This is a genomic window from Pseudomonas batumici (assembly GCF_000820515.1).
Lineage (GTDB): Bacteria > Pseudomonadota > Gammaproteobacteria > Pseudomonadales > Pseudomonadaceae > Aquipseudomonas > Aquipseudomonas batumici.
The window spans coordinates 91,895-116,872 of the sequence record NZ_JXDG01000014.1 but is presented as its reverse complement, the minus strand read 5'-3'; the positions used below and the strand labels follow the sequence as shown (position 1 = coordinate 116,872).

General features: G+C 63.9%; 22 protein-coding genes. 9 read left to right on the top strand and 13 right to left on the bottom strand.

Annotated elements, in window-relative coordinates; translation table 11 throughout:
* Window positions 1–129 precede the first annotated feature (129 nt).
* Window positions 130–435 carry a ribbon-helix-helix domain-containing protein gene (locus UCMB321_RS07485; RefSeq protein ID WP_040064976.1) on the bottom strand — a complete coding sequence of 102 codons (306 nt, stop codon included), beginning with the start codon at window positions 433–435 and terminating at the stop codon, window positions 130–132.
* A 15-nt stretch (window positions 436–450) separates the two neighbouring features.
* On the bottom strand, window positions 451–1,032 hold the full coding sequence (locus UCMB321_RS07480) for a DJ-1/PfpI family protein (protein ID WP_040064974.1): 582 nt from the start codon (window positions 1,030–1,032) through the stop codon (window positions 451–453).
* Between the two features lie 204 nt (window positions 1,033–1,236).
* On the opposite strand from UCMB321_RS07480, the gene UCMB321_RS07475 reads away from it, so the two are divergent.
* On the top strand, window positions 1,237–2,148 hold the full coding sequence (locus UCMB321_RS07475) for a DMT family transporter (protein ID WP_040064973.1): 912 nt from the start codon (window positions 1,237–1,239) through the stop codon (window positions 2,146–2,148).
* On the opposite strand, the gene UCMB321_RS07470 is transcribed toward UCMB321_RS07475, so the two are convergent.
* Entirely contained in the window at window positions 2,136–3,353 is a 1,218-nt protein-coding gene (locus UCMB321_RS07470; RefSeq protein WP_040064971.1) for a class I SAM-dependent methyltransferase, read from the bottom strand. The genes UCMB321_RS07475 and UCMB321_RS07470 overlap by 13 nt on opposite strands.
* Window positions 3,354–3,652: 299 nt before the next feature.
* Between UCMB321_RS07470 and bglX the strand changes: the two genes are divergently transcribed.
* The 6 genes from bglX to UCMB321_RS07440 all read left to right on the top strand — a co-directional run bounded on the left by bglX (window position 3,653) and on the right by UCMB321_RS07440 (window position 12,722).
* Complete coding sequence (gene bglX / locus UCMB321_RS07465; protein WP_040064970.1) at window positions 3,653–5,944, top strand: beta-glucosidase BglX; 2,292 nt, start codon at window positions 3,653–3,655, stop codon at window positions 5,942–5,944.
* A 210-nt stretch (window positions 5,945–6,154) separates the two neighbouring features.
* Window positions 6,155–7,918 carry a sensor histidine kinase gene (locus tag UCMB321_RS07460; protein ID WP_040064967.1) on the top strand — a complete coding sequence of 588 codons (1,764 nt, stop codon included), beginning with the start codon at window positions 6,155–6,157 and terminating at the stop codon, window positions 7,916–7,918.
* Entirely contained in the window at window positions 7,915–9,246 is a 1,332-nt protein-coding gene (locus UCMB321_RS07455; RefSeq protein WP_040064965.1) for a sigma-54-dependent transcriptional regulator, read from the top strand. The genes UCMB321_RS07460 and UCMB321_RS07455 overlap by 4 nt, the downstream gene beginning before the upstream one ends.
* 307 nt (window positions 9,247–9,553) lie before the next feature.
* On the top strand, window positions 9,554–10,876 hold the full coding sequence (locus UCMB321_RS07450; RefSeq protein ID WP_040064964.1) for an MFS transporter: 1,323 nt from the start codon (window positions 9,554–9,556) through the stop codon (window positions 10,874–10,876).
* Between the two features lie 439 nt (window positions 10,877–11,315).
* Window positions 11,316–11,843, top strand: coding sequence for a hypothetical protein (locus UCMB321_RS07445; protein WP_040064961.1), 528 nt, complete (start codon window positions 11,316–11,318; stop codon window positions 11,841–11,843).
* 258 nt (window positions 11,844–12,101) lie between these two features.
* On the top strand, window positions 12,102–12,722 hold the full coding sequence (locus UCMB321_RS07440) for a flavin reductase family protein (protein ID WP_040064959.1): 621 nt from the start codon (window positions 12,102–12,104) through the stop codon (window positions 12,720–12,722).
* Window positions 12,723–12,730: 8 nt separating this feature from the next.
* On the opposite strand, the gene UCMB321_RS07435 is transcribed toward UCMB321_RS07440, so the two are convergent.
* The gene (locus UCMB321_RS07435; RefSeq protein ID WP_209437136.1) at window positions 12,731–12,970 is read right to left on the bottom strand and encodes a hypothetical protein; all 240 of its coding nucleotides are present in this window, start codon (window positions 12,968–12,970) and stop codon (window positions 12,731–12,733) included.
* A gap of 42 nt (window positions 12,971–13,012) precedes the next feature.
* The gene (locus UCMB321_RS07430) at window positions 13,013–13,378 is read right to left on the bottom strand and encodes a putative quinol monooxygenase (protein WP_040064957.1); all 366 of its coding nucleotides are present in this window, start codon (window positions 13,376–13,378) and stop codon (window positions 13,013–13,015) included.
* A 343-nt stretch (window positions 13,379–13,721) separates the two neighbouring features.
* On the opposite strand from UCMB321_RS07430, the gene UCMB321_RS07425 reads away from it, so the two are divergent.
* Window positions 13,722–14,651 (top strand): AraC family transcriptional regulator, encoded by a 930-nt coding sequence (locus UCMB321_RS07425; protein WP_040064956.1) that lies wholly within the window; start codon window positions 13,722–13,724, stop codon window positions 14,649–14,651.
* Between the two features lie 10 nt (window positions 14,652–14,661).
* Here UCMB321_RS07425 and UCMB321_RS07420 read toward each other — a convergent pair whose 3' ends face one another.
* From UCMB321_RS07420 to UCMB321_RS07395, 6 genes are all read right to left on the bottom strand, one after another.
* Window positions 14,662–15,711, bottom strand: coding sequence for an ABC transporter ATP-binding protein (locus UCMB321_RS07420; RefSeq protein ID WP_040064955.1), 1,050 nt, complete (start codon window positions 15,709–15,711; stop codon window positions 14,662–14,664).
* A gap of 18 nt (window positions 15,712–15,729) precedes the next feature.
* Window positions 15,730–16,578: an ABC transporter permease gene (locus tag UCMB321_RS07415; protein ID WP_040064954.1), complete on the bottom strand. Its 849-nt coding sequence runs from the start codon at window positions 16,576–16,578 to the stop codon at window positions 15,730–15,732.
* The gene (locus UCMB321_RS07410) at window positions 16,575–17,483 is read right to left on the bottom strand and encodes an ABC transporter permease (RefSeq protein WP_040064953.1); all 909 of its coding nucleotides are present in this window, start codon (window positions 17,481–17,483) and stop codon (window positions 16,575–16,577) included. The genes UCMB321_RS07415 and UCMB321_RS07410 overlap by 4 nt, the downstream gene beginning before the upstream one ends.
* Before the next feature lie 218 nt (window positions 17,484–17,701).
* A complete protein-coding gene (locus tag UCMB321_RS07405; RefSeq protein ID WP_040064952.1) occupies window positions 17,702–18,805 on the bottom strand; it encodes an extracellular solute-binding protein in 1,104 nt (367 codons plus the stop codon).
* Window positions 18,806–19,014: 209 nt separating this feature from the next.
* Window positions 19,015–20,463, bottom strand: coding sequence for an aldehyde dehydrogenase family protein (locus UCMB321_RS07400; protein WP_040064996.1), 1,449 nt, complete (start codon window positions 20,461–20,463; stop codon window positions 19,015–19,017).
* On the bottom strand, window positions 20,463–22,100 hold the full coding sequence (locus UCMB321_RS07395) for a 5-guanidino-2-oxopentanoate decarboxylase (protein ID WP_040064951.1): 1,638 nt from the start codon (window positions 22,098–22,100) through the stop codon (window positions 20,463–20,465). The genes UCMB321_RS07400 and UCMB321_RS07395 overlap by 1 nt, the downstream gene beginning before the upstream one ends.
* A 142-nt stretch (window positions 22,101–22,242) precedes the next feature.
* Here UCMB321_RS07395 and UCMB321_RS07390 point away from each other — a divergent pair, with 142 nt between their 5' ends.
* Entirely contained in the window at window positions 22,243–23,127 is an 885-nt protein-coding gene (locus tag UCMB321_RS07390) for a LysR substrate-binding domain-containing protein (protein WP_040064950.1), read from the top strand.
* 144 nt (window positions 23,128–23,271) lie between these two features.
* Here UCMB321_RS07390 and UCMB321_RS07385 read toward each other — a convergent pair whose 3' ends face one another.
* Together UCMB321_RS07385 and UCMB321_RS07380 are read right to left on the bottom strand one after the other, a co-directional pair.
* Complete coding sequence (locus tag UCMB321_RS07385) at window positions 23,272–23,886, bottom strand: NAD(P)-dependent oxidoreductase (protein WP_040064949.1); 615 nt, start codon at window positions 23,884–23,886, stop codon at window positions 23,272–23,274.
* Between the two features lie 107 nt (window positions 23,887–23,993).
* Window positions 23,994–24,878: an MBL fold metallo-hydrolase gene (locus UCMB321_RS07380; RefSeq protein ID WP_040064948.1), complete on the bottom strand. Its 885-nt coding sequence runs from the start codon at window positions 24,876–24,878 to the stop codon at window positions 23,994–23,996.
* Window positions 24,879–24,978: the final 100 nt, after the last annotated feature.

Here is a 24,978-nt window from a genome sequence, read left to right as displayed (position 1 = left end):
TGCGAATACTCTGCATTGTGGGAGCCGGCTTGCTGGCGATGGCGTCCGGACGGGCGCTGCAAGGCTCAATGGCCTCATCGCTGGCAATCGAGCGTCGACCGGCGCTCCCACAGGGGACCGCGTTGCTTTTCAGCCCGCGTTCGAACGAACCACGCTGAGTTCTGTCACCTGAGCCCGCCGCTGGCTCAGGTAGCGGGTGCAACTGACCCGCAGGAAGGAGGCGAAATTCAGCACCTCCCCGCGAAAGTCCATCACTTCCTCGTAGAGCCGGGTGATCAACTGGTTGGTGGTCATGCCGTCGGCCTCGGCGATCTCCGCGAGGATGTCCCAGAACTGGTTTTCCAGGCGCAAGGTGGTCACCACGCCACGGATACGCAGCGAACGGGAACGCGATTCGTAGAGAATCGGATCGGCCTTGACGTAGAGTTCACACATGACCCGCCCCCCCGCTTACAAAGTGATCCTGGTGCCCAGCAGCCCGAGAAACGCCGCCAGCCAGCTGGGGTGCGCCGGCCAGGCCGGAGCGGTCACCAGGTTACCCTGGACGTGGGCCTGGGTCACTTCGATATCGATATAGCGACCGCCCGCCAGCCTGACCTCAGGGGCACAGGCCGGATAGGCGCTGCACTCGCGGCCGTCGAGAACACCCGCCGCCGCCAGCAACTGCGCGCCATGACAGACGGCGGCAATCGGCTTGCCGGCCTGGTCGAAGGCCTGCACCAATTGCACGACCTTGTCGTTCAGGCGCAGGTATTCCGGTGCACGACCGCCGGGAATCAGCAGCGCGTCGTAGTCGGCGGCATCGACCTTGGCGAAATCGAAGTTCAGGGCGAACAGATGCCCCGGCTTCTCGCTGTAGGTCTGGTCGCCCTCGAAGTCATGGATCGCGGTGCGTACGGTCTGGCCGGCGCTCTTGTCCGGGCATACGGCATGCACCTGGTGACCGACCATCAGCAGGGCCTGGAACGGCACCATCACCTCGTAGTCTTCGACGTAATCGCCAACCAGCATCAGAATCTTTTTCGCGGCCATGGGGTGAACTCCTCTGGGTGAACGCTTGGGCAGACAAGAGTAGCCAAGGTAGCCCCTGTGCGCGCCGACGGGTAATCGCCGGCTACTACGATCCCCCGGGACGACAAACTGTACGGGCAACTATCTGCCCAGCTGTAACAGCGCGCCGCCGGGCCTTTATGGCTAGATGACAGGCCCTGTTTCCCTGATTCCCGGTCAATATCCATGTCCTCTCGTGAAAACACCGGCATGCTGCTCGGCCTGCTGGGTGTGGTGATCTTCAGCCTGACCCTGCCCTTCACCCGCATCGTGGTGCAGGAAATCAACCCGCTGCTCAACGGGCTCGGCCGCGCCCTGGTCGCCGCGATTCCGGCCGCGGCCCTGCTGCTCTGGCGCCGGGAAAAGTGGCCGACCTGGAACCAGTTCAAGGGCCTGTGGCTGGTGATCGCCGGGGTGATCCTGGGCTTTCCGGTGCTCTCGGCCTGGGCCATGAAGACCTTGCCGGCCTCCCACGGCGCCCTGGTCAACGGCCTGCAACCCTTGTGCGTGGCGTTGTACGCGGCCTGGCTGTCCCACGAACGGCCGTCACGGGCCTTCTGGGCCTGCGCCGCCCTGGGCAGTGCGCTGGTGCTGGGGTATGCGTTGATCAGCGGTGCCGGGAGTATCCAGGCCGGCGACCTGTTGATGCTCGGGGCGATTGCCGTCGGCGGCCTCGGCTATGCCGAGGGCGGGCGCCTGGCCCGGGAGATGGGCGGCTGGCAAGTGATCTGCTGGGCGCTGGTGCTGTCGGTACCGGTGCTGATCGGTCCGGTCCTGTACCTGGCCTCGCAGCACCAGGGGGCGATTTCCAGCAAGACCTGGTGGGCCTTCGGTTATGTGGCGATGTTCTCGCAGTTCCTCGGCTTTTTTGCCTGGTACGCCGGGCTCGCCCTGGGCGGCATCGCCCGGGTCAGCCAGATCCAGCTGCTGCAGATTTTCTTCACCATCGCCTTTTCGGCGCTGTTCTTTGGCGAACACGTCGAGCCGATCACCTGGCTGTTTGCCGGTGGCGTGATCGTCACCGTGATGCTCGGACGCAAGACCAGCGTCCGCCCGGCGCAACCGGGCAGCTTGCCGCCGGGGGTTCAGCTCAAGTAGCCGTCGGCCCGCAGGAGGGTTTCCAGGCAGTGCTCCTGGATGGCGTAGAAGGCCTTGAGCTCGTCGATTTTCGCCAGCAGCAACGCCGGATCCTGCGGCTCGGCACGCTTGACCGCGAGGATCATCTTGTTCTTGTTGGTGTGCTCCAGGGAGATGAACTCGAAGACCTTGGTCTCGTAGCCGCAGGCTTCGAGGAACAGCGCGCGCAGGCTGTCGGTGACCATCTCCGCCTGCTGCCCCAGGTGCAGGCCGTATTGCAGCATCGGCTTGAGCAACGCCGGGCTCTGGATCTGCAGGCGGATCTGCTTGTGACAGCACGGCGAGCACATGATGATCGCCGCCCCTGAACGGATACCCGTGTGGATCGCATAGTCGGTGGCGATATCGCAGGCATGCAGGGCGATCATCACGTCCAGCTCGCTCGGTGCCACGCTGCGCACATCACCGCATTTGAACACTAGCCCCGGATGCTCCAGACGCGCCGCCGCCGTGTTGCACAGACTGACCATGTCCTCGCGCAACTCGACCCCGGTCACCTGCCCTTCAACCTGCAGGGTATTGCGCAGGTAATCGTGGATGGCAAAGGTCAGGTAGCCCTTGCCCGAACCGAAGTCCGCCACCCGCACCGGCTGGTCGAGCTTGATCGGCGAGCTGCTCAGGGCGTGGGAAAACACCTCGATGAACTTGTTGATCTGCTTCCACTTGCGCGACATCGCGGGAATCAGCTCGTGCTGTTTGTTGGTCACGCCCAGGTCGGTGAGAAACGGACGACTGAGTTCCAGGTAGCGGTTCTTCTCGCGATTGTGCTCGGCGGACGGCACTTCCCGCGCCTGCTGGGTCTTGCCCTTGAACAAGGTGCTCTTGCCCTTCTTGCTGTACTCCAGCTGCACCTCGTCGGTGAGCGACAGCAGGTGGGCATTCTTGAAGGAGGCCGGCAGCAATCCGGCAATGATCGCCAGGCCCTCGGCAACCGGAAAGTTCTTGGTGATGTCCCGGGTCTTGTAGCGATAGACAAAGGACAGGCACGGCTGCTCCTTGACCGTCACCTGCTTGATGATGGCCCGTTGCAGGTCCGCCTCGTCGCCCACGTACTTGGCCAGCACCAGCTTGATAAAGGCATTCTGGTTCAGGCTGGTGTCCAGCAGGTCGAGAAATTGCCCGTGATGGTCCGGCACTGACTGGGCGGGAGTTGCGGTCGCTGACATGTAAAAGGTGCCTCGGGCGTGCGGGAATCGGATCAAAGAGGGGCGGCATTATACCAGCCCGACGGCCGTCGACGGTCCGCCACGCCGAAACGATGAATGGGATCATGCCTGCCGGTGGGGCATAATCCGCCGCCGCCACTGGAATGTATGAAGCCAATCGGCTAAAAGGTGCCCAGCGCAAAAAACCGTTCGCAACTGTGCTGGATCAACCGGCACCACAATAATCGCTCCTTATAACTAAACAGCCCGGCCAGTGCGCAACGACTGGTCGCCGGACCGGGCCCCCGAGATAATCATTCATGAAGAAGCTGTGTTTGCTGGGCCTCGCCATTGGCCTGGCCAGTCTCCCGGTAGTGGCTGACACAAAGCCCGCCCCCCTTGAAAACAAGGACGCCTTCATCGCCCGACTGATGAAGCAGATGACCCTCGAGGAAAAGATCGGCCAGTTGCGCCTGATCAGCATCGGCCCGGAAATGCCCCGGGAACTGATCCGCAAGGAAATCGCCGCCGGCAACATCGGCGGCACCTTCAACTCCATCTCCCGCCCGGAAAACCGTCCGATGCAGGACGCGGCCATGCGCAGCCGGCTGAAGATCCCGATGTTCTTCGCCTATGACGTGATCCACGGCCACCGGACCATTTTCCCCATCAGCCTGGGCCTGGCCTCCAGCTGGGACATGGACGCCATCGGCCGCTCCGGACGCATCGCCGCCCAGGAAGCCAGCGCCGACAGCCTGGACATCACCTTCGCGCCCATGGTCGATATTTCCCGTGACCCGCGCTGGGGCCGGACCTCCGAAGGCTTCGGCGAAGACACCTACCTGGTCTCGCGCATCGCCAAGGTGATGGTCCACGCCTACCAGGGCAAGAGCCCGAGCGAGCCGGACAGCATCATGGCCAGCGTCAAGCACTTCGCCCTCTACGGCGCGGTGGAAGGCGGTCGCGACTACAACGTGGTCGACATGAGCCCGGTGAAGATGTACCAGACCTACCTGCCGCCCTATCGCGCCGCCATCGACGCCGGCGCCGGCGGGGTAATGGTCGCCCTGAACTCGGTCAATGGCGTCCCCGCCACCTCCAACACCTGGTTGATGCAGGACCTGCTGCGCAAGGACTGGGGCTTCAAGGGCCTGGCGGTGAGCGACCACGGGGCGATTTTCGAACTGCTCAAGCATGGCGTCGCCAAGGACGGTCGCGAGGCGGCCAAGCTGGCGATCAAGGCCGGCATCGACATGAGCATGAACGACTCGCTCTATGGCAAGGAGCTGCCGGGGCTGATCAAGTCCGGCGAAGTGCCGCAGCGCGAGCTGGACAATGCCGTGCGTGAAGTGCTCGGTGCCAAGTACGACATGGGCCTGTTCAAGGACCCGTACCTGCGTATCGGCAAGGCCGAGGACGATCCGGCCGACACCAACGCCGAAAGCCGCCTGCACCGTAGCGATGCCCGGGATATCGCGCGCCGCAGCCTGGTCCTGCTGAAGAACCAGGGGCAGACCCTGCCGCTGCAGAAATCGGCGAAGATCGCCCTGGTCGGCCCGCTGGCCAAGGCGCCGATCGACATGATGGGCAGCTGGGCCGCCGCCGGCCTGCCGGCACAATCGGTCACGCTGTATGACGGCATGAGCCGCGCTTTGGGTGATAAGGGCCAACTGGTCTATGCCCGCGGCTCGAACATCACCGCCGACAAGAAGGTCGTGGACTACCTGAACTTCCTCAACTTCGACGCCCCGGAAGTGGTGGACGACCCGCGCCCGGCACAGCAGATGATCGACGAAGCGGTCAAGGCCGCGCAGCAGGCGGACGTGGTGATCGCCGCGGTGGGCGAGTCGCGGGGCATGTCCCACGAGTCGTCGAGCCGTACCGACCTGAACATCCCGGCCAGCCAGCGTGAACTGATCAAGGCCCTCAAGGCCACCGGCAAGCCGCTGGTGCTGGTGCTGATGAACGGCCGTCCGCTGACCATCGGCCAGGAGCAGGACCAGGCCGATGCCGTGCTGGAAACCTGGTTCAGCGGCACCGAGGGCGGCAACGCCATCGCCGACGTGCTGTTCGGCGACTACAACCCGTCGGGCAAGCTGCCGATCACCTTCCCGCGCTCGGTCGGCCAGGTACCGATGTACTACAACCACCTGACCATCGGCCGTCCGTACACCCCGGGCAAGCCGGGCAACTACACCTCGCAGTACTTCGACGAGGAAAACACCCCGCTGTACCCCTTCGGCTACGGCCTGAGCTACACCGATTTCAGCCTGAGCGACATGGCGCTGTCGTCGACCACGCTGAAAAAGAACGGCAAGCTCGATGCCAGCATCACGCTCAAGAACACCGGCAAGCGTGATGGCGAGACCGTGGTGCAGTTGTATATCCAGGATGTTGCAGGTTCCATGATCCGTCCGGTCAAGGAACTGAAGAACTTCCAGAAGGTGATGCTCAAGGCGGGCGAGCAGAAGGTCATTCACTTCGACATCGACGAGAACGACCTGAAGTTCTACAACACCCAGTTGAAGTACGCCGCGGAACCGGGTGAATTCAACGTGCAGATCGGCCTGGATTCGGTGGACGTGAAGCAACAGAGTTTCAACCTGCTGTAACCCTGCCAAACCTGTAGGAGCTGGCTTGTCGGGACGCCGCATCGCAGCGATGCGGCCCTTGAGCCTTGCAGCGCCCATCCGGACGCCATCGCCAGCAAGCCGGCTCCTACAAGGTCCGTGTTTCCCCTGGGTAAAAGCGCTCGCCGGCAAAGGCAGCGCCAAAGCCGACATGCTATCTTTCCCGACCCTGTCCAGCCTGTCGTTACCCGCATGTCGCCGATTCCCCGTTTCCTGCGTCTGGCGCTCTACACCCTGCTGATTCTCGCCGGCACCGTCCTGGCCGCCGGCTGGGCCATGCAGCGCGCCGAACAACAGGCCCTGGTGGACGACGCCGCGCGCGGCAAGGCGCAGCTGACACTCTACGCCAACGCCCTGCACACCCTGATCGAACGCTACCGTGCGCTGCCCGCCGTGCTCGCCCTCGACCCGCAACTGCGCGCGGCCCTGACCGGTCCCATCGACGCGACCCAACAGGACGCCCTGAACCGCAAACTGGAACGGATCAACGGCGCGGCGCGCTCCTCCACCCTGCAACTGCTGGACCGCAACGGCCTGTCGGTGGCCGCCAGCAACTGGCGCCTGCCCAGCAGCTACGTCGGCCACGACTACGGGTTTCGTCCCTACTTCAACCAGACCCGCGCCGAGGGCAGCGGGCGCTTCTATGCCGTGGGCGTGACCAGCGGCATTCCCGGTTATTTTCTCGCCAGCGCGGTGACCGGCGACAACGGCGAATTCCTCGGGGCGATGGTGGTGAAGCTGGAGTTTCCGGAGCTGGAACACGAATGGAGCAAAGGCAATGACACCCTGCTGGTCAGCGATGCCCGCGACATCGTGTTCATTGCCAACCAGCCCGGCTGGCGCTATCGCCTGCTGCGACCGCTGCACGACACCGACCGCAGCGAAATCGGCAGTACCCGGCAATATGACAAGCAGTCCTTGAGCCCCCTCGAATACCGCTCCTTGCAGGTGTTCGGCGACAACAGCTACCTGACCCGGGTCGACGCTCCGGACGGTCGCGCCGACTACCTCTGGGAGTCGCTGCCGCTGCCCCCGGAAGACTGGACCCTGCACCTGCTGCGCAAACCGCAGATGGCCGCCGAGGAGCGGCGCAATGCCGGTCTCGCCGCTGCCGGCCTGTGGCTGGCGCTGGTGTTCCTGCTGCTGTTCCTCAGCCAACGCTGGCGCCTGGCACGCCTGCGCCAACGCAGTCGCGAAGAGCTGGAGCGCCTGGTGGAGGAACGCACCCGCGACCTGCGCACCGCCCAGGACGGCCTGGTGCAATCGGCCAAGCTGGCGGCGCTGGGGCAGATGTCCGCGGCCCTCGCCCATGAGATCAACCAGCCGCTGACCGCCCAGCGCATGCAATTAGCCACCTTGCGCCTGCTGCTCGACCACGGTCGGATCGAGGCGGCCCACCAGGCCCTCGATCCCCTGGACCAGATGCTGACCCGCATGGCGGCCCTCACCGGCCACTTGAAGACCTACGCACGCCAAAGCCCCAGCGGCCTGCGCGAGCCCCTCGACCTGGCCGGCGTGGTGGATCAGGCGTTGCAGCTGCTGGAGCCGCGCCTGCGTGAAGACGCGGTCAGCAGCGTGCTGCATCTGACCCGTCCGGCCTGGGTCCGTGGCGATGCCATTCGCCTGGAGCAGGTGCTGATCAACCTGTTGCGCAACGCCCTGGATGCCATGCACGACAAACCGCTCAAACGCCTGGAGATCCGCATCGAGGCGCGCCCGCCGCTGTGGTTGTTGACCGTTGGCGACAGCGGCGGCGGTATCGCCGAGGAACACCTGGCGAAGGTCTTCGACCCGTTCTTCACCACCAAGCCGGTGGGCGAAGGGCTGGGCCTGGGCCTGGCGGTTTCTTATGCCATCGTCCATGAACTGGACGGCCGCCTGAGCGTCGACAATCGCCAGGGCGGCGCCCACTTCAGCCTGACCCTGCCGATAGCCCCGGAGATGAATACTCGATGAACGCCGTGATCGTGGTCGATGACGAAGCCAGCATCCGCACGGCCGTGGAGCAATGGTTGAGCCTGTCGGGATTCCAGGTGCAGACCTTCAGCCGCGCCGAGGAGTGCCTGGCGCAACTGCCACGGGATTTCCCCGGGGTGATCCTCAGCGACGTGCGCATGCCTGGCATGGACGGCCTGGAATTGCTGGCGCGCTTGCGGGAACACGATTGCGACTTGCCAGTGATCCTGCTGACCGGTCACGGCGATGTGCCCATGGCGGTGGAAGCCATGCGCGACGGGGCCTACGACTTCCTGGAAAAACCCTTCAGCCCGCAGACCCTGCTCGCCAGCCTCGCCCGGGCCATGGAGAAGCGCCGCCTGGTGCTGGAAAACCGCCAGTTGCACGAACAGGCGGACCATCGCTCGCGACTTGAGCGCAGCCTACTGGGAGTGTCCCGTAGCCTGCAGACCCTGCGTCGGCAGGTGCTGGAGCTGGCAGCGTTGCCGGTCAATGTGCTGATCCGCGGCGAAACCGGCAGCGGCAAGGAGTTGGTCGCGCGCTGCCTGCATGATTTCGGGCCGAGGGCCGACAAGCCGTTTGTCGCCCTCAACTGCGCGGCGATTCCCGAAGCCTTGTTTGAAGCCGAGTTGTTCGGCCATGAAAGCGGGGCCTTTACCGGGGCCCAGGGCAAGCGCATCGGCAAGCTGGAGTACGCCGATGGCGGCACGCTGTTTCTCGACGAAATCGAAAGCATGCCGCTGGCCCAGCAGGTGAAACTGCTGCGGGTGTTGCAGGAACAGAAGCTGGAGCGGCTGGGTTCGAACCAGAGCATCGCGGTGGACCTGCGCATCGTCGCGGCGACCAAGCCCGATTTGCTCGACGAGGCGCGGGCCGGACGTTTTCGCGAGGACCTGGCCTATCGGCTGACGGTGGCGCAATTGCGCCTGCCGCCGTTGCGCGAGCGACGCGAAGATATCCCCTTGCTGTTCGAGCACTTCGCCTACGGCGCGGCGCAGCGACTGGGGCGGACCTCGACGCCGTTGGGCGGAGCGCAACTGAGCCGTCTGTTGAGCCATGACTGGCCGGGCAATGTGCGGGAGCTGGCCAACGTCGCCGAACGCTCGATACTCGGCCTGGGTGAACCGGAGCCCGAAGGCATCGATCCGGGCCAATCCCTGGCGGCGCAGCAGGAGGCGTTTGAAGCGCAGTGCCTGCGTTCGGCCCTGACCCGGCACAAGGGAGATGTGAAAGCGGTACTCGAAGAACTGCAACTGCCGCGCCGCACCTTCAATGAGAAAATGCAGCGTCATGGCCTGGTACGTGAAATGTTCCTCAAGGACGAGTGAATCCTCAGTTCATGTTTCGTCTGGCAGGCCGTCTCGCGAGCAAGCTTGCTCCTACAGGGCCGGCGTCGATCACAAGACTGCTGTACACCCTGTAGGAGCAAGCTTGCTCGCGATAGCCATCTCCCAAACACCCGAGACATCGGCAATTTTCCGCTTACCGCTTGATCGTCCATGAGCGGATTTCCGCTCACAGATTCCCGCCACCCCGTCTAAACCGGGCCTTCGCCCCTTGGCACAGCTCCTGCTATAGCCCTGTCAGGCTGCGCTTGCGCGCGCTCCACAAAAACAATGACTTGAAGGTTCCCTGATGGATAACTCCACTACCCTGCCCCTGGGGTCGGCGACCGTGCCGGCCAAAGAAAGAACCACCTCCAGCCGTCTGAAATCGATCTTCAGCGGCTCGGTCGGCAACATGGTCGAATGGTACGACTGGTACGTCTACGCCGCGTTCTCGCTGTACTTCGCCAAGGTCTTCTTCCCCAAGGGCGACACCACCGCCCAGCTCCTCAACACCGCCGCGATCTTCGCCGTGGGTTTCCTGATGCGTCCGATCGGCGGCTGGCTGATGGGCCTCTACGCCGACCGCAAGGGTCGCAAGGCCGCCCTGATGGCCTCGGTCCTGCTGATGTGCGCGGGCTCCCTGATCATCGCCCTCACCCCGGGCTATGAAACCATCGGCGTCGGCGCGCCGATCCTGCTGGTGGTCGCCCGCCTGATGCAGGGCCTGTCGGTCGGCGGCGAATACGGCACCTCGGCCACCTACCTCAGCGAGATGGCGACCAAGGAACGCCGCGGCTTCTTCTCCAGCTTCCAGTACGTGACCCTGATCTCCGGCCAGCTCATCGCCCTGGCGGTACTGATCGTGCTGCAACAGACCCTCAGCACCGAACAGCTGCAGGACTGGGGCTGGCGGATTCCGTTCGGCATCGGCGCCCTGTGTGCCGTGGTGGCGCTCTACCTGCGGCGCGGCATGGAAGAGACCGAGTCCTTCACCCAGAAGAAGGAAAAGCCGAAAGAGAGCCTGATGCGCACCTTGATGCGTCATCCCAAGGAACTGATGACCGTGGTCGGCCTGACCATGGGCGGCACCCTGGCGTTCTACACCTACACCACCTACATGCAGAAATACCTGGTGAACACGGTCGGCATGAGCATCGCCGACTCCACCACCATTTCCGCGGCGACGCTGTTCCTGTTCATGTGCCTGCAACCGCTGGTCGGGGCGCTGTCGGACAAGCTCGGGCGGCGGCCGATCCTGATTGCCTTCGGCATCCTCGGGACGCTGTTCACCGTGCCGATCCTGAGCACCCTGCACACCATCCAGACCTGGTGGGGCGCGTTCTTCCTGATCATGGCGGCGCTGATCATCGTCAGCGGCTACACCTCGATCAACGCGGTGGTGAAGGCCGAGCTGTTCCCGACTGAAATCCGCGCGCTGGGCGTGGGCCTGCCGTATGCCCTGACCGTATCGATCTTCGGCGGCACCGCGGAATACATTGCGCTGTGGTTCAAGAGCATCGGCATGGAAACCGGTTACTACTGGTACGTGACGGCCTGCATCGCCTGTTCGCTGCTGGTGTACGTGACCATGAAGGACACCCGCAAGCATTCGCGGATCGAGACCGACTAAGTAACGACGCCGCTGTGCCCTTGTAGGAGCCGGCTTGCCGGCGATGAGGCCCTTGAGCCTTGCGGCGTCCATGCGGACGCCATCGCCGCGGTGCGGCGTCCCGACAAGCCGGCTCCTACAAGGTTCGCGGTGTTTGCAAGACCGCGCGCCCCTTCACTTACGCCCTTACAGGGCGATCCCGACGCATTTTTTGCGCGATCGCAAAAGAATTATCTGAATTAATAGTCAGTTAATTTCCAAGCGACATTCTGACCCTACCTTAAATCGACCTGGCCCCGGCCCCTTGGCATCACGTTGGATGCCGACCTTTTCTGGCGCCAAACACATCGATTTATACGATAAATTTAAGCGTTTTTTTGCGCTTTTTAATCAAATTTACAAGCGTAAAATCACTTCCACACCCACTGAACAAAACGAACACCTTTCAGGAGCAACCACCATGAAAACCAAACTGATCTTCGCCCTGGCCCTTTCGGTACTGGCTGCAAACACCTTCGCTGCCGATGGCTATGACAAAACCCCTGGCAGCGCCTACACCGTGGCGGCTGATGGTTACGATAAGACTCCAGGCGCCAATGCTGTTGCTGCTGATGGCTACGACAAGACTCCAGGTGCCAACGCTGTCGCTGCTGACGGCTACGACAAAACCCCAGGTGCCAACGCTGTCGCCGCTGACGGCTACGACAAGACCCCAGGTGCCAACGCGGTTGCTGCTGACGGCTACGACAAGACTCCAGGTGCCAACGCTGTCGCTGCCGACGGTTACGACAAGACCCCAGGCGCCAACGCTGTCGCTGCTGACGGCTACGACAAGACTCCTGGCGCCAACGCTGTCGCCGCTGACGGTTACGACAAGACCCCAGGTGCCAACGCTGTCGCCGCTGACGGTTACGACAAGACCCCAGGTGCCAACGCTGTCGCTGCTGACGGCTACGACAAGACTCCTGGCGCTGCTGCCATCAGCTAACCCGCGAGTTAGCCTTGCAGCCCGGCTTCGGCCGGGCTTAGTCGTTTTTTGGGTTCCTGAAAATTCCGCGAAACCTGTGGGAGCCGGCTTGCTGCGGGCGGCGTTCCGACGATGGCGATCGATCAGGCGATGCAAGACGCACTGGCCTCAATCGCCAGCAAGCCGGCTCCTACAAACTCAGACCTATCGCATTTCCTCGCCCCGCGTCGCACACTATCGCCTTCCCTTGTTCATCCAGTCCCTGGAAACCTTCGAACCATGTCCGACGCTATCCACTACTACGAACCCAGCAACGGCCACGGCCTGCCCCACGACCCGTTCAATGCAATCGTCGGACCGCGCCCCATCGGCTGGATTTCTTCACAGGATGCCCAAGGCCGCCTGAACCTGGCGCCCTACAGCTTCTTCAACGCGTTCAACTACATCCCGCCGATCGTCGGATTCGCCAGCGTCGGCCGCAAGGACAGCCTGAACAACATCGAACAGACCGGCGAATTCGCCTGGAACCTCGCCACCCGGCCCCTGGCCGAAGCCATGAACCAGAGTTCTGCGGCCGCGCCCGCCGAGATCAATGAATTCGAACTGGCCGGCCTCACGCCCGCCGCGTCACGGATCATCCAGGTGCCGCGAGTAGAGGAAAGCCCGGTGTCCTTCGAATGCAAGGTCACCCAGATCATTCAACTGCAACGGGCGGATCAGGAATTGGTGCCTACCTGGCTGGTGCTCGGCGAAGTGGTGGCCGTGCATATCGCCAAGTGGCTGCTCAAGGATGGGGTCTACGACACCGCCGCCGCCGAACCGATTCTGCGCGGCGGTGGCCCGGCGGACTACTTCCAGCTGGGTCCGGAAGCCCTGTTCAAGATGTTCCGCCCCAGATAAATCGGCCCTTAGACAACCGACCAGGACAACTCGCCCTCTTCGTCGACATCGAGCAGTCGCGCAAGCTCATGCGCGGCAGCCTCGTCGGCCTCGAAGGCGGTCTTGAACTTCTGTTCATCGAGTATCTTGTGAAAGCGCGGTGCGCCGGAACCACCCAGGGCCTTCACGGCTATCGCCGCGCTATAACCGCCCTCACCGGGAACCACTGCCGAAACGGCTTCGAAGTGTGCGAACTCTTTGCGTGCCATGCCTGTTATCCCGGCCAATTGATCGGCCGGCATTCTAACCCTTCAACTGGCCAGCTGCTGCAAGCCACCTGCACGGGACAGATGAAAATCGCACTGCGCGCGAGCGGCGCTGACATCGCTGAAGGTATGGAAGTCGAAGCTGTCGACCACCAACTCCTGAACCAGCTCGGCAAAGACCTGCATGGCCGGGGTATTGAAATAAGCCGTCATGGCCGGTTGGTTGACCCAGAATCCCGACACCAGCCACAGGTCGGCATCGGCCAGGGAATGTTGCAGGGAAAACTGCAGGCAACCGGGTGCCTGGCGGGAAGGTTCGATCAGGCTGCTCAGCCGTGCGCCCAGTTCGGCGGAACGCCCAGGGCGTGCACGAACGAAGACCATGTGACTGACGGGGATAGGCTTGGACATGCGCGGCGCTCCCGAAGAGAAGGTTGTACTCGCTCAATCAGTCCTGGGACTGACTGCGACAGGAACAGAGATTAGAAGGTTTGCCGAGGGGTCGTTAGTCGATTCCTGTCGGCTTATTGCACAATCCTGCCGCGACGCCGATGCCCCTGAGCGCCGCTACCGCCAACAGGCCACTCCCCGGCCGGGTGGGTTTTAAGCAATTTCGCGGCGCCGGGCCGCCTGTAATATGACCGTCATATGAAAAGACTGCAGAATCAGGCAAGAATCGCGCAGTATTGGCCTGGCACCGCGGATTGCCCAAACTTAAGCTTGCCTCCATTCGCCATCACTTCCAGGGCCCACCATGTCCTTGCTCGATCAACCCCAAATCCCCCTGCCGGTCGAAATGGAAAAGTTGCGCGCGGAACTGGCCGGGATCATCTGCCGCAACACCGGGGAAGATGGCAGCTATGCCACCGCGGTGGAGGCGCTGCACCTGTCCCGTCATAGCCGCCCCCATGAATTCTCCCCGGCGCTGGCCCAGCCGGCCCTGTGCGTCATGGCCCAGGGCCGCAAGGAAGTGCGCCTGGGGGATGAAAGCTTTCTCTATGATCCGCTGAACTACATGGTGGTCTCGGTTTCCATGCCGGTCTGCGGACGGATTGCCAGTGCCTCGCCGGAACATCCCATCCTGGCCTTGCGCCTGGATATCGATCCGGCCGAAATCAGTGCCTTGATTGCCGAGGCCGGCCCCATGGGCGTGCCCAGCCGGCCGACCGGGCGCGGCTTGTATGTGGAGCGACTGGACACGCAGATGTTCGATGCCCTGCTGCGCCTGACCCGCCTGCTCGACAGCCCGAAAGACATCAACATGCTCGCGCCGCTGATCCGTCGGGAAATTTTCTATCGACTGCTGCGCAGCCCCCAGGGCTACCGGCTGTATGAGATCGCCGTCGCCAACAGCCAGAGCCATCGGGTCTGCCAGGCCATCAAATGGTTGAACGGCAATTTCGAACAACCGCTGCGCATCGACAACCTGGCGCGCGAAGCCAACCTGAGCGTGTCCACCCTGCACCACCGGTTCAAGGCAATGACCACCATGAGCCCATTGCAGTACCAGAAGCAGCTGCGCCTGCAGGAAGCGCGGCGCCTGATGCTGATCGAAGGCCTGGACGCCTCGGCGGCGGGCTACCGCGTGGGCTATGAAAGCCCCTCGCAGTTCAGCCGCGAATACAGCCGGCTGTTCGGTGCGCCGCCGCTGCGGGACCTGGCGCGGTTGCGCTTGAGTGTCTGAACGCTTGCACCTATAGAAGACGGCACGCCTGCGCCGGAATGGTCACCGACACCGCATGCCCCACGCCCAGGCCGATCCCCTGGCACGGCGTGCTCAACGCCGTGAACGACACCCCGGAACACTCGACGATGGTTTCAATGGTCGAGCCGATATCGCGCACGAAGGTCACCGTGCCGAGCAGGCGATTACCCGCCGTCGCCTCGGGCGCGGAGAGTTGCAGGTCTTCCGGGCGCACCAGCATCCGCACCTGCTGGCCGGCCGCGACATTGGCGCAACTCGGCACCTCGATACTCTCGCCTCCCGGTAGCCCGACCCTTCCACCGCCCAGCACAGTGCCCGGGAAGATATTCCCCGAACCGATAAAGTCGGCCACGAACTCGTTGGCCGGGTGCCGATAGATCTCGATGGGCGTGCCCACCTGCTGCACCCGATGTTCGCCCAGCACCACCACGATATCGGCCATGGTCATGGCTTCGCGCTGGTCGTGGGTGACCATGATGGTGGTGATGTTCAGGCGCTGTTGCAGTTGGCGGATTTCCACCTGCATCGATTCGCGCAACTTGGCGTCCAGCGCCGACAGCGGTTCGTCCAGCAGCAGGATCTTCGGTCGCGCGGCAATCGCCCGGGCAATTGCCACGCGCTGGCGCTGTCCACCGGACAGCTTGGACACCGGCCGGTCGATCATCGCGCTCAGTTGAATCAGTTGCAGCAGCTCGACCACCCGCGCCTGCTGCTCGGCCTTGCCGACCCCGCGCAGTTTCAGCGGATAGGCGATGTTCTCGCCCACGGTCATGTGGGGAAACAGCGCCAGGGACTGGAACACCATGCCGAAGTTGCGCAGGTGCGCCGGGGTCTGGCCGATGTCCTCGCCGTCCAGGCGGATCTCGCCGCCGGTCAGGGTTTCGAGGCCCGCGATCATCCGCAGCAAGGTGGTCTTGCCGCACCCCGAAGGGCCGAGAAAACACACCAGCTTGCCCTCGGGCAGGTGCAGATTGACGTCCTTCACCGCGCAGGCCGTGCCGTAGTGCTTGTCGACGTTTTCCAGAATCAGTCCAGTCATGTTGCTCACCTCAAGAAATCAGAAGGAAACGCCGCCTTCGCCCACCAGCTTCTCCAACGCCCAGATCAGGACGAAGTCGATCAGCACGATCAGCACGGCAAAGGAGAAAACGGTGGGGTCCAGGGACGAGACGGTGCGGCTGTACATCCAGATCGGCACGGTCATCACGTCGATGGTGTAGAGGAAGTAGGTCACGGTGAATTCGTTGAACGAGACGATGAACGCCAGCAGCATCCCGGCGAGAATCCCCGATTTCATCAACGGCACCACCACATCGAGGATCGCCCGTTGTGGCGAGGCGCCGAGCATCTGCGCGGCCTCCTCGACTTCGCTGCCGATGGAAAGCATGGCCGCCGTGCAGTTCTTCACCACGAAGGGCAAGGCCAGGATCACGTGGGCGATCACCAGGCGCGAGAAGCTCATCTGCAATGGCAGGCTGTCGAACACCAGCAGCAACGCCAGCCCCAGCACCACCATCGGAAACACCAGGGGCAGCGACATCAGTTGCAGGGCCAGGGCCTTGCCGCGAAACTCGCAGCGCACCAGGGCATAGGCGGCGGGCACCGCCACCAGGGTCGCCAGCACCATGGTCAGGCACGCCACCAGCAGGCTGGTGGTCATCGCCTTGCCCAGGCTCAGCACGTCGCTGGCATCGGGCGAAACGAAGGTGTGCCAGGCCGCGCGATACCATTGCAGGCTGTAGCTGCTGGGCGGGAAGTCGAGGTTCGAGGCGCCGCTGAAGGACATGACGATCATGGTCAGGATCGGCAGGACCGCCAGCAGCAGGATGACACCCGAGAGAATACCCGCGAAGCGCCCGGTTTCCCCGGGCAGGATCGACAGGCGTTTGTTCGACGACAGGCTCATTGGCAGGCCTCCAGCATCCGGCGCCGACGGCCGGTGACGTATTCGGACAGGGTCATGATCGCCAGGGTGGTCAGGATCAACACGACACCGGCCGCCGACGCCGCCGGCCAGTTCATCAACGGGGCGATCTGGTCGTGGACCATCACCGCCAGCATCGGCACCCGTCGCCCGCCCAGCAGCAGGGGCACGACAAAGCTGCTGGCGTTGTAGGCGAACACCAGCGTCGCGCCGGTGATGATGCCCGGCAGACTCATGGGCAACACCACCTGGCGAAACACCTGGAAGCGGCTGGCGCCCAGGGTCGCGGCAGCCTCCTCGTAGGTACGGGCGACCCCGCGCATGGCGCTGGCGATCGGCAATACCGCGAGGGGGAACGCGGTCTGCACCAGGCCCATCAACACGCCGTCCTGGTTGTACAGCAGCATGATCGGGCGCTTGATCAGGCCCAGGCCCATCAAGGCCTGGTTGAGCATGCCGCCGGGACCGAGAATGACCAGCCAGCCGTAGCTTTGCAGCAACAGGTTGACCAGCAGCGGCAGGAGCACCGCCGCGAGGAAAACCCGGCGCAACAACGGCGAGGTCAGGCGCGACATGGTGTAGGCCACGGGGATCGCCAGCAGCACCGCGATCACGGCACTGAACAGCGCCAGGCGCAGGGTCAGCAATAGCGACTTGAGGTAGTAAGGCTCAAGCAGTTGTGCGTAGCTGGCAAGGCTGAAACCGCTCCACTCGGCGCCCTTGGTACCGACGCTCATGCGCAGTACCAGCAGGCTGGCGATGATCAGCACGGCGAGAAACAGCATCGACGGCGAGAGGAAAAGCCAGGCGCGGGCGGTGGGCGAAATCCCGGTATCGGGGCGTGGCAAAGCCACGCCGACCGAGCGGGTCAGAGGTTGGTGTTCCATAACAAAAGTCTCGACTGAGAGAAATCATCAACAAGGTAGAGGCTGAACACGGCTTCCGTAGGAGCTGGCTTGCCAGCGATGAGGCCCGCAAGGACGATGCAAGCCTCAAGGGCCTCATCGCCAGCAAGCCGGCTCCCACAGGTTTCGCGAGAAGTTCAACACTTGCCCCGCCCTGCCTCAAACCTGCACGAAAGGCCCAAGGGCCCTGCGCCGGAACCTCAGGAAGAAAAGATTTCCGTATACCGACGAATCCACTGGTCATGCACCGTCGCCAGGAAGGCGTTGTCGTGCATGATGGCCTTCTCGGCGATCTGTTCCGGCGTCAGGATGTACGGGCTCTTGCGCGCCTCGGCGGAGATGATCGCCTTGGCGTTGACCGGGCCGTTGAAGATGTCTTCGGCCATCTTGCCCTGCACCAGCGGGTCGAGCGAATGGTCGATAAAGGCGTAGGCCAGGTCGGTGTCGCCAGGACGACTCTTCGGCATCACCGAGAGCATCAGGTCGGTGTAGAAACCTTCCTTCATGCCGAACGTGGCGCCCAGGCCATAGGCCGAGTCGCGGATCTGTTTCGGAAAGAACGCCGGGGCATACAGGCCGCCGAGGTCCAGCGAGCCGGTGCGGAACAGCTCGGCGATCTGGTTGGGGTTTTCCCCGAGGGTGACCACGCGGTCCTTGAGCTCGGCGAGCTTCTTGAAGCCCGGCTCGATGTTGTGCTCGTCGCCGCCGGCCAGCTTGGCCGCGATGATGATCAGGTCCATGGCCTCGGTCCAGTTGGGCGGCGGCAGGAACAGGTTGCTGGCGAAGTCCTTGTCCCACAGCGCCGCGTAGCTGTTCGGCGCCTCTTTCACGGTGCGGGTGCTGTAGATCAGGCTGTTGCACCAGAGCAGGTAGCCGATGCCATGGCCGTTGGCGCCGGTGCGGTATTTCTCCGGCACGTCCACCAGGTTGGGAATGCGGTTCAGGTCGGGTTTTTCCAGCAGTCCGGCGGCGGCCAGACCTTCGGCGCCGACCCCAGCCAGGGTGATGATGTCGTACTGCGGACGATCACCGCCGGCCTTGAGCTTGGCGACCATCTCCGAGGTGCTGCCGGTACGGTCGGCGATGACCTTGGCGCCGGTCTTGGCTTCGAAGGTCGCGGCGATATTACGCAGGGCGGCAAGGCCGGTGTCATCGGACCAGGTCAGCAGCTTCAGGGTCTTGCCCTGGAAGCGGGTGTCGCTGGCATTGGCTCGGATAAACGGCATGCTCATGGCCGCCGCGGCCATCGAAGCCACGCCCACGGTCTTGATGAATTGCCTTCTGTTGAGGTCGTACTGGCCCATTTCGGACTCCCTTTATTCTTGTTGTACATGAGGTCGGTCGCAACGTTTGCAGCCGGTCTTCGATCTCGCTGGAGCCCCCGAGGACCGTGGGTCGTAGCTGAGTCGGCGGGTTCATCCTGAGGTCGCCCGGAACCGGCAACAATCGAAAGTTTGTCATTGAAGCCATGCACCCGACGCATGCCTCATTTCGAGGCATGCAGTGCCCTCTTCTACAGGGCGCGGATCACGTGTTTGATCTCCTGGAACGCCTGTAAGCCCCAGGGCCCCAGCTCACGGCCCAGGCTGCTCTGCTTGTAGCCGCCCCAGGCGGTTTGCGGGAAGATCACCTGCGGCGCATTGATCCACACCAGCCCGGCCTGCAAGGCATTGGCGATACGCTGCGCCGTCTCGTCACTGCCGCTGACCACGCTGGCCACCAGGCCGAACTCACTGTCGTTGGCCAGCGCCAGCGCCTCGGCCTCACTGGCAAAACTGCGCACGCAGAGCACCGGGCCGAAAATCTCTTCACGCCATAGCGCACTGTCCAGGGGCACTTCGGTGAAGATCGTCGGCCGCAAAAAATAGCCGCGCGCCAGCTCCGGCGGACGCCCGCCGCCACACACCAGCCGAGCCCCGACACTCAGGCCGCGGTCGATATGGCCCAACACGCGCTGGTACTGCGCCTGGTTGACCAGCGCGCCCATTTCCACTTCAGGGTCGAACGGGTCCGCCACGCGAATGGCTTCGGCCCGGGCAGTGAGGCGCAACAGGAACTCATCGGCGATCTCCTCCGCCACCAGCACCCGGCTGGTGGCGGAGCACATCTGCCCGGCATTGAAGAAACCGCCGCCGCTGGCGACCTCCACCGCGAGATCGAGGTCGGCATCGGCCATCACCAGCAGCGCGGACTTGCCCCCCAGTTCCAGGCTCACCCCCTTCACGGTTTCCGCCGCCCGCTGCATCACCTGGACCCCCACCGCATTGCTGCCGGTGAAGGAGATTTTCGCCACCCGGGGATCGGCCGCCAACGGTGCCCCCACGGCCAGGCCGGTGCCGCAGACCAGGTTGAAGACCCCGGCCGGCAAACCGCTGTCGGCGATGATCGCCGCCAGTTCCAACTCCGGCAGCGGCGTGACTTCTGACGGTTTGAGCACCACGCAGCAACCGGCGGCCAAGGCCGGGGCCAGCTTCCAGGCGGTGGTGACCATCGGGAAGTTCCACGGCACGATCAGCCCGACCACCCCGCACGGCTCACGGCGCACATGGGCGGCGAAGGCGTCGCTGGGCAACTCGACCGCTTTGTCCTGTTGTCCGTCGAGGGTCTCGGCCAGGCCCGCGTAATACTCGAAGGTGGCAATCACGTCATCGACATCGATGGCCGCCTCGAACAGCGGCTTGCCGTTGTTGGTCGACTGCAGGTGGGCCAGGGTTTCGCGGCGCTCGCGCACGCCGTCGGCAATCCTGCGCAGCACGGCGCCACGCTGCGCTCCAGTACTGCTTGACCAGCCGGCGAAAGCCCGGCTCGCCGCGCTCACCGCTTGCGCTACCGCCTGCTCGTCGCCCGCGGAAACACTGCCGAGCAAAGCCTCGGTGGCCGGATTGATCACCCGCAGCTGTTCGCTGCCGGAACGCCATTGGCCGTCGATGTAGAGACCGTCCTGATTCATCTGGGCTTTCATCACCAGGCCGCCCCCTGCATCCACAGCTGCTGGTCGATTTCGATCAGGGTCGGTCCCTGGCGCTCCGCCGCAGCCGCCAAGGCACTGCGCAGGGTCTCGACGCCGGCAACGGCTTCAGCCACGCAGCCCAGGGCCCGGGCCACGCCAATGAAGTCCGGGGTGTGGATATCCACACCGACCGGGGTGATGGCGCGATTGACCATGTATTTCTTGATCTCTTCGTAGCCCTGGTTATTCCACAGCAGCACGATGATCGGGGTCTGAGCTTCCACCGCGCTGGCCAGTTCCGCCAGGGTGAACTGCAAGCCGCCGTCGCCGATCAGGCACACCACCGGGGCACGCCGGCTGCGTTCGCTGGCGCCGCCCAGCCAGGCGCCGATGGCGGCCGGCAAGGCATAACCGAGGGTGCCGTAACCGGTGGACGAGTTGAACCAGCGCCGTGGGTGCTCCGGGTTCAGGGTCAGGTTGCCGGTGTAGACCGGCTGGGTCGAGTCGCCCACCAGCACCGCCTCCGGCAGCACCTCGAGAACGGTGTTGAGGAACTGCGTCTGGGCGCGGGTAGGCGCATCCCAGAGACCGTCCAGCTCGGCGCGCAAGGCAGCGGCGCGTTGCGGTCCCCAATCGCCTTGGCGTGCAGCCAGCACCTGGCCTTCGACGGCTGCGAGCAGCGCCTCGGCCGCCGTCCGCGAATCGGACACCAGCGCGACCTTGGGCGGATAGTTGCGCACCGTCTGGTCCGGGTCGATATCGACGCGCAGCAGGGTGCCGGGAATCTCGAAGCCCCCGGCAAAGGTGATGTCGTAGTCGGTTTCCGCCAGCTCCGTGCCGATGGCCAGGACCACATCGGCCTCCGCCACCAGGGCGCGGGTGGCGACCATGGACTGGGTCGAACCGATCAGCAACGGATGGCGCGACGGCAACATGCCCTTGGCATTGATGGTCAAGGCCACCGGCGCCTCCAGCCGTTCCGCCAGCCGGGTCAGCGCGGCGGCCGCATCGATGGCGCCGCCACCGGCGAGGATCAGTGGACGCCGGGCATTGGCCAGCAGCTCGGCCATTTGCGCGACCGCCGCCGGGGCGGCACCGGCACGGCTGATCTGCACCGGCTGGCTATCGAGCAGGGCATCGGCATTTTCCACCAGCACATCGAGCGGAATCTCGATGTGCACCGGACGCGGACGCCCGGCCTGGAACAGGGCGAAGGCCCGGGCCAGCACCGCCGGCAATTCGGCCGCCGACATCAGCGTGTGGGAGAACGCCGCGACGCCCGCGACCAGCGTGCCCTGGTTCGGCAATTCGTGCAGCTTGCCGCGCCCGCCACCCAGTTGGCTGCGCGACTGGACGCTGGAGATCACCAGCATCGGGATCGAGTCGGCATAGGCCTGGCCCATCGCCGTGGTGATGTTGGTCATGCCGGGGCCGGTGATGATGAAACACACCCCGGGCTTGCCGCTGGTGCGCGCATAGCCGTCGGCCATGAAGCCGGCACCCTGTTCGTGGCGCGGGGTGATGTGTTCGATGCTCGACGACGCCAGCCCGCGATAGAGCTCCACGGTATGCACACCTGGGATGCCGAACACCTGCTCGACCCCGTAGCCTTCCAGTAACTTGACCAATACTTCGCCGCACGTCGCCATCTGTTCCGTCCTTCTTGTTCGTATAAGCCGTGCTGCCGATGAGCACAGCGATGAGGTTATTGGAGCGTTTGGCCGATGGCGGGCACAAGGCAAAAATAGTCATACTAGGCATGTCCTGTCGTCATGCCTGAGCTGTCCCGCCATGAAACGTCTTCCACCGCTGCCCGCCCTGCATACCTTTCTGGTCACGGCCCAGTGCTGCAACTTCACCCGCGCGGCCGAGCTGCTGCACATCACCCAGGGGGCGGTGAGCCGACAGATCGCCGGGCTGGAGAGCCACCTGGGTTATGCGCTGTTCCAGCGCCAGGCACGTGGCCTGAGCCTGACCGCCCAGGGCCGTGAGCTGTTTCCGCGGATCCAGCAGGTGTTCAACCTGATCGACGAGGCGGTGGATCAGGTCGGCACCCGGCGCGAGGCCCTGCAACTCAAGGCGCCGACCTGCATGATGCGCTGGCTGCTGCCCCGTCTGTTGCAATGGCAGAAGGAACGCCCGGACGTGCCGGTGGAGCTGACCACCACGGTGCAGCATGCGGTGGACTTCCGCCGGGAGGAATTCGATGCCGCCGTGGTCTATGGCGCGGCGCCGGGGCCGGCGGTGGCGTCTCACCATCTGTTCGACGAACAGCTGACGCCGGTGTGCTCACCGCAACTGCTGGCGGGCCCGGTACCGCTGAACAGCTTTGCCGACCTTGAGCAGCACATGCTCCTGCACCCCACCCGCGACCAGCGGGACTGGGAAGCCTGGCTCAAGGTGGCCGGCGCGCGGGTGAGCAATATCGGCAAGGGGCAGCATTTCGACACCCTGGACCTGGCGATGACCGTGGCATCCCAGGGCACCGGGGTGGCGATTGGCGATTGGTCATTGATCGGCGAAGACCTGAGCGCCGGGCGGCTGGTCATGCCGTTCGATTTGCGGGTGCGCACCGGGCAGGCGTATTACCTGGTCTACCCGGAACGGGCCGGGACGGCGCCGCAGTTGCGGGAATTGATGGAGTGGTTGGTGGCGCAGGCGGCGGAGCGGGTTTGATCGTCAGAACACAACAAGACCTGTAGGAGCCAGCTTGCTGGCGATGCAGACGCTGCGGTGTCTCAGACAGACCGCGTTATCGTTCATCGCCAGCAAGCTGGCTCCTACAGGGGCACGGCGATACCAAAAGGTGTCGCCAAGGCCTCAGTACCCGACTGCAAACCGCTGACGCGAATGCGCGGGCTTCTCGACCTCATCCAGCAAGGCGATGGCGTAGTCGGCGAAGGTGATCCAGCTGCGACCTTCGGCACTCACCAGCAGGTCATCCTTGCCCAGGCGGAAGTGCCCGGTACGCTCACCTTCGACAAACTCCGCCGAAGGCGAAAGGAAACTCCAGTCGAGGTCCTTTTCCTCACGCAAGACCGCGAGGAACTCCGCGCCGGCGCCGGCCTCGGCCTTGTACTCCGCAGGAAAGTCCGGGCTGTCGATCACCCGACCGCCACCAGGCAACAACAGCGAGCCGGCACCACCGACCACCAGCAGGCGTTTGACACCGGCCTTCTTCACCGGACCGATCACCGCCGCCGCCGGCAGGGTAGAGAAATGCGCGGCGCTGATCACCACATCGTGACCGGCAACCGCCGCTTCCAGCGCCGCCGCATCCAACGCATCGACCGCCTTGCTCACGACACCGGCACGAGCGCCGATCTTCGCCGGGTTACGGGCGATGGCGGTCACGCTGTGGCCGCGACGCAGGGCTTCTTCCAGCAACTGGCTACCGGCACGACCGGTGGCACCAATGATTGCAATCTTGCTCATGACACTCTCCAGTTCCAATCGAATGACGCTAGGCGTCGAGGGGGCCTTCCCGCTCCGGGAGCCGGAAGGCCGATCTACAGAAATTTTCAATCAGCGATCGAGCGAACTCACCACTTCATCTCGCCCTTGGCGACCTTGGCGCTGAGCTCCAGGGACGCCGCTTCGCCCAGGTTCGGGTAACGCTTGTTCATCGCCGCGATCAGTTCGGCGGAGTCCTTGGCCTTGGCGGTTTCTTCGTCGAAGGCCTTGATGTAGTCCGCGGTAAATTGCACCGCCGCGAGGGAGCGCGAGCTGTCGCCGAGGAAATGACCCGGCACCAGGGTCTCGGGTTTCAGCGCCTGGATGCGTTGCAGCGTTGCCAGCCAGGCCTGATGGGACTGCGGGGTCTGGGTATCGGCCATCCACACATGGATGTTTTCCGCCACCACGACACCACCCACCACCGCCTTGATCGACGGAATCCAGACAAAGGTGCGATCCGGCTGCTCGCTGTTCAAACCGACAATCTTCAACTCACGCCCTTCCAGCGTCAGGTGATCGCCCTTGAGCACCTGCGGTACCACCGTGTGCGACGGAACGTCGGCGCCCATTTTCGGCCCCCAGAACGCCAGCTTGCCGTCGACGGTGGCCTTGATGTGCGCCACGGTCGGTGCGGACGCCAGCACCTTGGCCTTGGGGAAGGCAGTGGTCAGGGTGTCCAGGCCGAAGTAATAGTCCGGGTCGCCATGGCTGATGTAGATGGTGGTCAGTTGCTTGCCGCTGGCGCGGATTTTTTCCACCAGTTGCTCGGCCTGGGATTTGCCGAACTGGGCATCCACCAGGATCGCCTCCTTCTCGCCGCTGACCAGCACCGAACTCACCGGGAAAATCGCCGAAGTGCCAGGATTGTAGACATCCAGGCTCAAGGCCGGCTGAGCCGCCGCCGCGTGGGCGACAAAGCCCAGGGTGGCGCTGGCGAGCAAGAGGCGACGAAACAAAGAGAATCCGATCATGTACCGCTCCGTGATCTGTTGGCCGTGATGGCAGTGAACAGAGCTTAGTTGCCCGATCCGATACAAAAAATGCGATGCTGGGACATAGTTTGTTTCTGAA

What these genes read in the sequence shown, in the direction of transcription:
- UCMB321_RS07410 (WP_040064953.1), bottom strand. Translation starts at nt 17,483, where the DNA reads ATGGAACACCAACCTCTGACCCGCTCGGTCGGCGTGGCTTTGCCACGC.
- UCMB321_RS07425 (WP_040064956.1), top strand. Translation starts at nt 13,722, where the DNA reads ATGTCCTTGCTCGATCAACCCCAAATCCCCCTGCCGGTCGAAATGGAA.
- UCMB321_RS07420 (WP_040064955.1), bottom strand. Translation starts at nt 15,711, where the DNA reads ATGACTGGACTGATTCTGGAAAACGTCGACAAGCACTACGGCACGGCC.
- UCMB321_RS07485 (WP_040064976.1), bottom strand. Translation starts at nt 435, where the DNA reads ATGTGTGAACTCTACGTCAAGGCCGATCCGATTCTCTACGAATCGCGT.
- UCMB321_RS07475 (WP_040064973.1), top strand. Translation starts at nt 1,237, where the DNA reads ATGTCCTCTCGTGAAAACACCGGCATGCTGCTCGGCCTGCTGGGTGTG.
- UCMB321_RS07395 (WP_040064951.1), bottom strand. Translation starts at nt 22,100, where the DNA reads ATGGCGACGTGCGGCGAAGTATTGGTCAAGTTACTGGAAGGCTACGGG.
- UCMB321_RS07460 (WP_040064967.1), top strand. Translation starts at nt 6,155, where the DNA reads ATGTCGCCGATTCCCCGTTTCCTGCGTCTGGCGCTCTACACCCTGCTG.
- UCMB321_RS07405 (WP_040064952.1), bottom strand. Translation starts at nt 18,805, where the DNA reads ATGGGCCAGTACGACCTCAACAGAAGGCAATTCATCAAGACCGTGGGC.
- bglX (WP_040064970.1), top strand. Translation starts at nt 3,653, where the DNA reads ATGAAGAAGCTGTGTTTGCTGGGCCTCGCCATTGGCCTGGCCAGTCTC.
- UCMB321_RS07440 (WP_040064959.1), top strand. Translation starts at nt 12,102, where the DNA reads ATGTCCGACGCTATCCACTACTACGAACCCAGCAACGGCCACGGCCTG.
- UCMB321_RS07445 (WP_040064961.1), top strand. Translation starts at nt 11,316, where the DNA reads ATGAAAACCAAACTGATCTTCGCCCTGGCCCTTTCGGTACTGGCTGCA.
- UCMB321_RS07385 (WP_040064949.1), bottom strand. Translation starts at nt 23,886, where the DNA reads ATGAGCAAGATTGCAATCATTGGTGCCACCGGTCGTGCCGGTAGCCAG.
- UCMB321_RS07430 (WP_040064957.1), bottom strand. Translation starts at nt 13,378, where the DNA reads ATGTCCAAGCCTATCCCCGTCAGTCACATGGTCTTCGTTCGTGCACGC.
- UCMB321_RS07455 (WP_040064965.1), top strand. Translation starts at nt 7,915, where the DNA reads ATGAACGCCGTGATCGTGGTCGATGACGAAGCCAGCATCCGCACGGCC.
- UCMB321_RS07480 (WP_040064974.1), bottom strand. Translation starts at nt 1,032, where the DNA reads ATGGCCGCGAAAAAGATTCTGATGCTGGTTGGCGATTACGTCGAAGAC.
- UCMB321_RS07400 (WP_040064996.1), bottom strand. Translation starts at nt 20,463, where the DNA reads ATGAAAGCCCAGATGAATCAGGACGGTCTCTACATCGACGGCCAATGG.
- UCMB321_RS07390 (WP_040064950.1), top strand. Translation starts at nt 22,243, where the DNA reads ATGAAACGTCTTCCACCGCTGCCCGCCCTGCATACCTTTCTGGTCACG.
- UCMB321_RS07435 (WP_209437136.1), bottom strand. Translation starts at nt 12,970, where the DNA reads ATGGCACGCAAAGAGTTCGCACACTTCGAAGCCGTTTCGGCAGTGGTT.
- UCMB321_RS07450 (WP_040064964.1), top strand. Translation starts at nt 9,554, where the DNA reads ATGGATAACTCCACTACCCTGCCCCTGGGGTCGGCGACCGTGCCGGCC.
- UCMB321_RS07470 (WP_040064971.1), bottom strand. Translation starts at nt 3,353, where the DNA reads ATGTCAGCGACCGCAACTCCCGCCCAGTCAGTGCCGGACCATCACGGG.
- UCMB321_RS07380 (WP_040064948.1), bottom strand. Translation starts at nt 24,878, where the DNA reads ATGATCGGATTCTCTTTGTTTCGTCGCCTCTTGCTCGCCAGCGCCACC.
- UCMB321_RS07415 (WP_040064954.1), bottom strand. Translation starts at nt 16,578, where the DNA reads ATGAGCCTGTCGTCGAACAAACGCCTGTCGATCCTGCCCGGGGAAACC.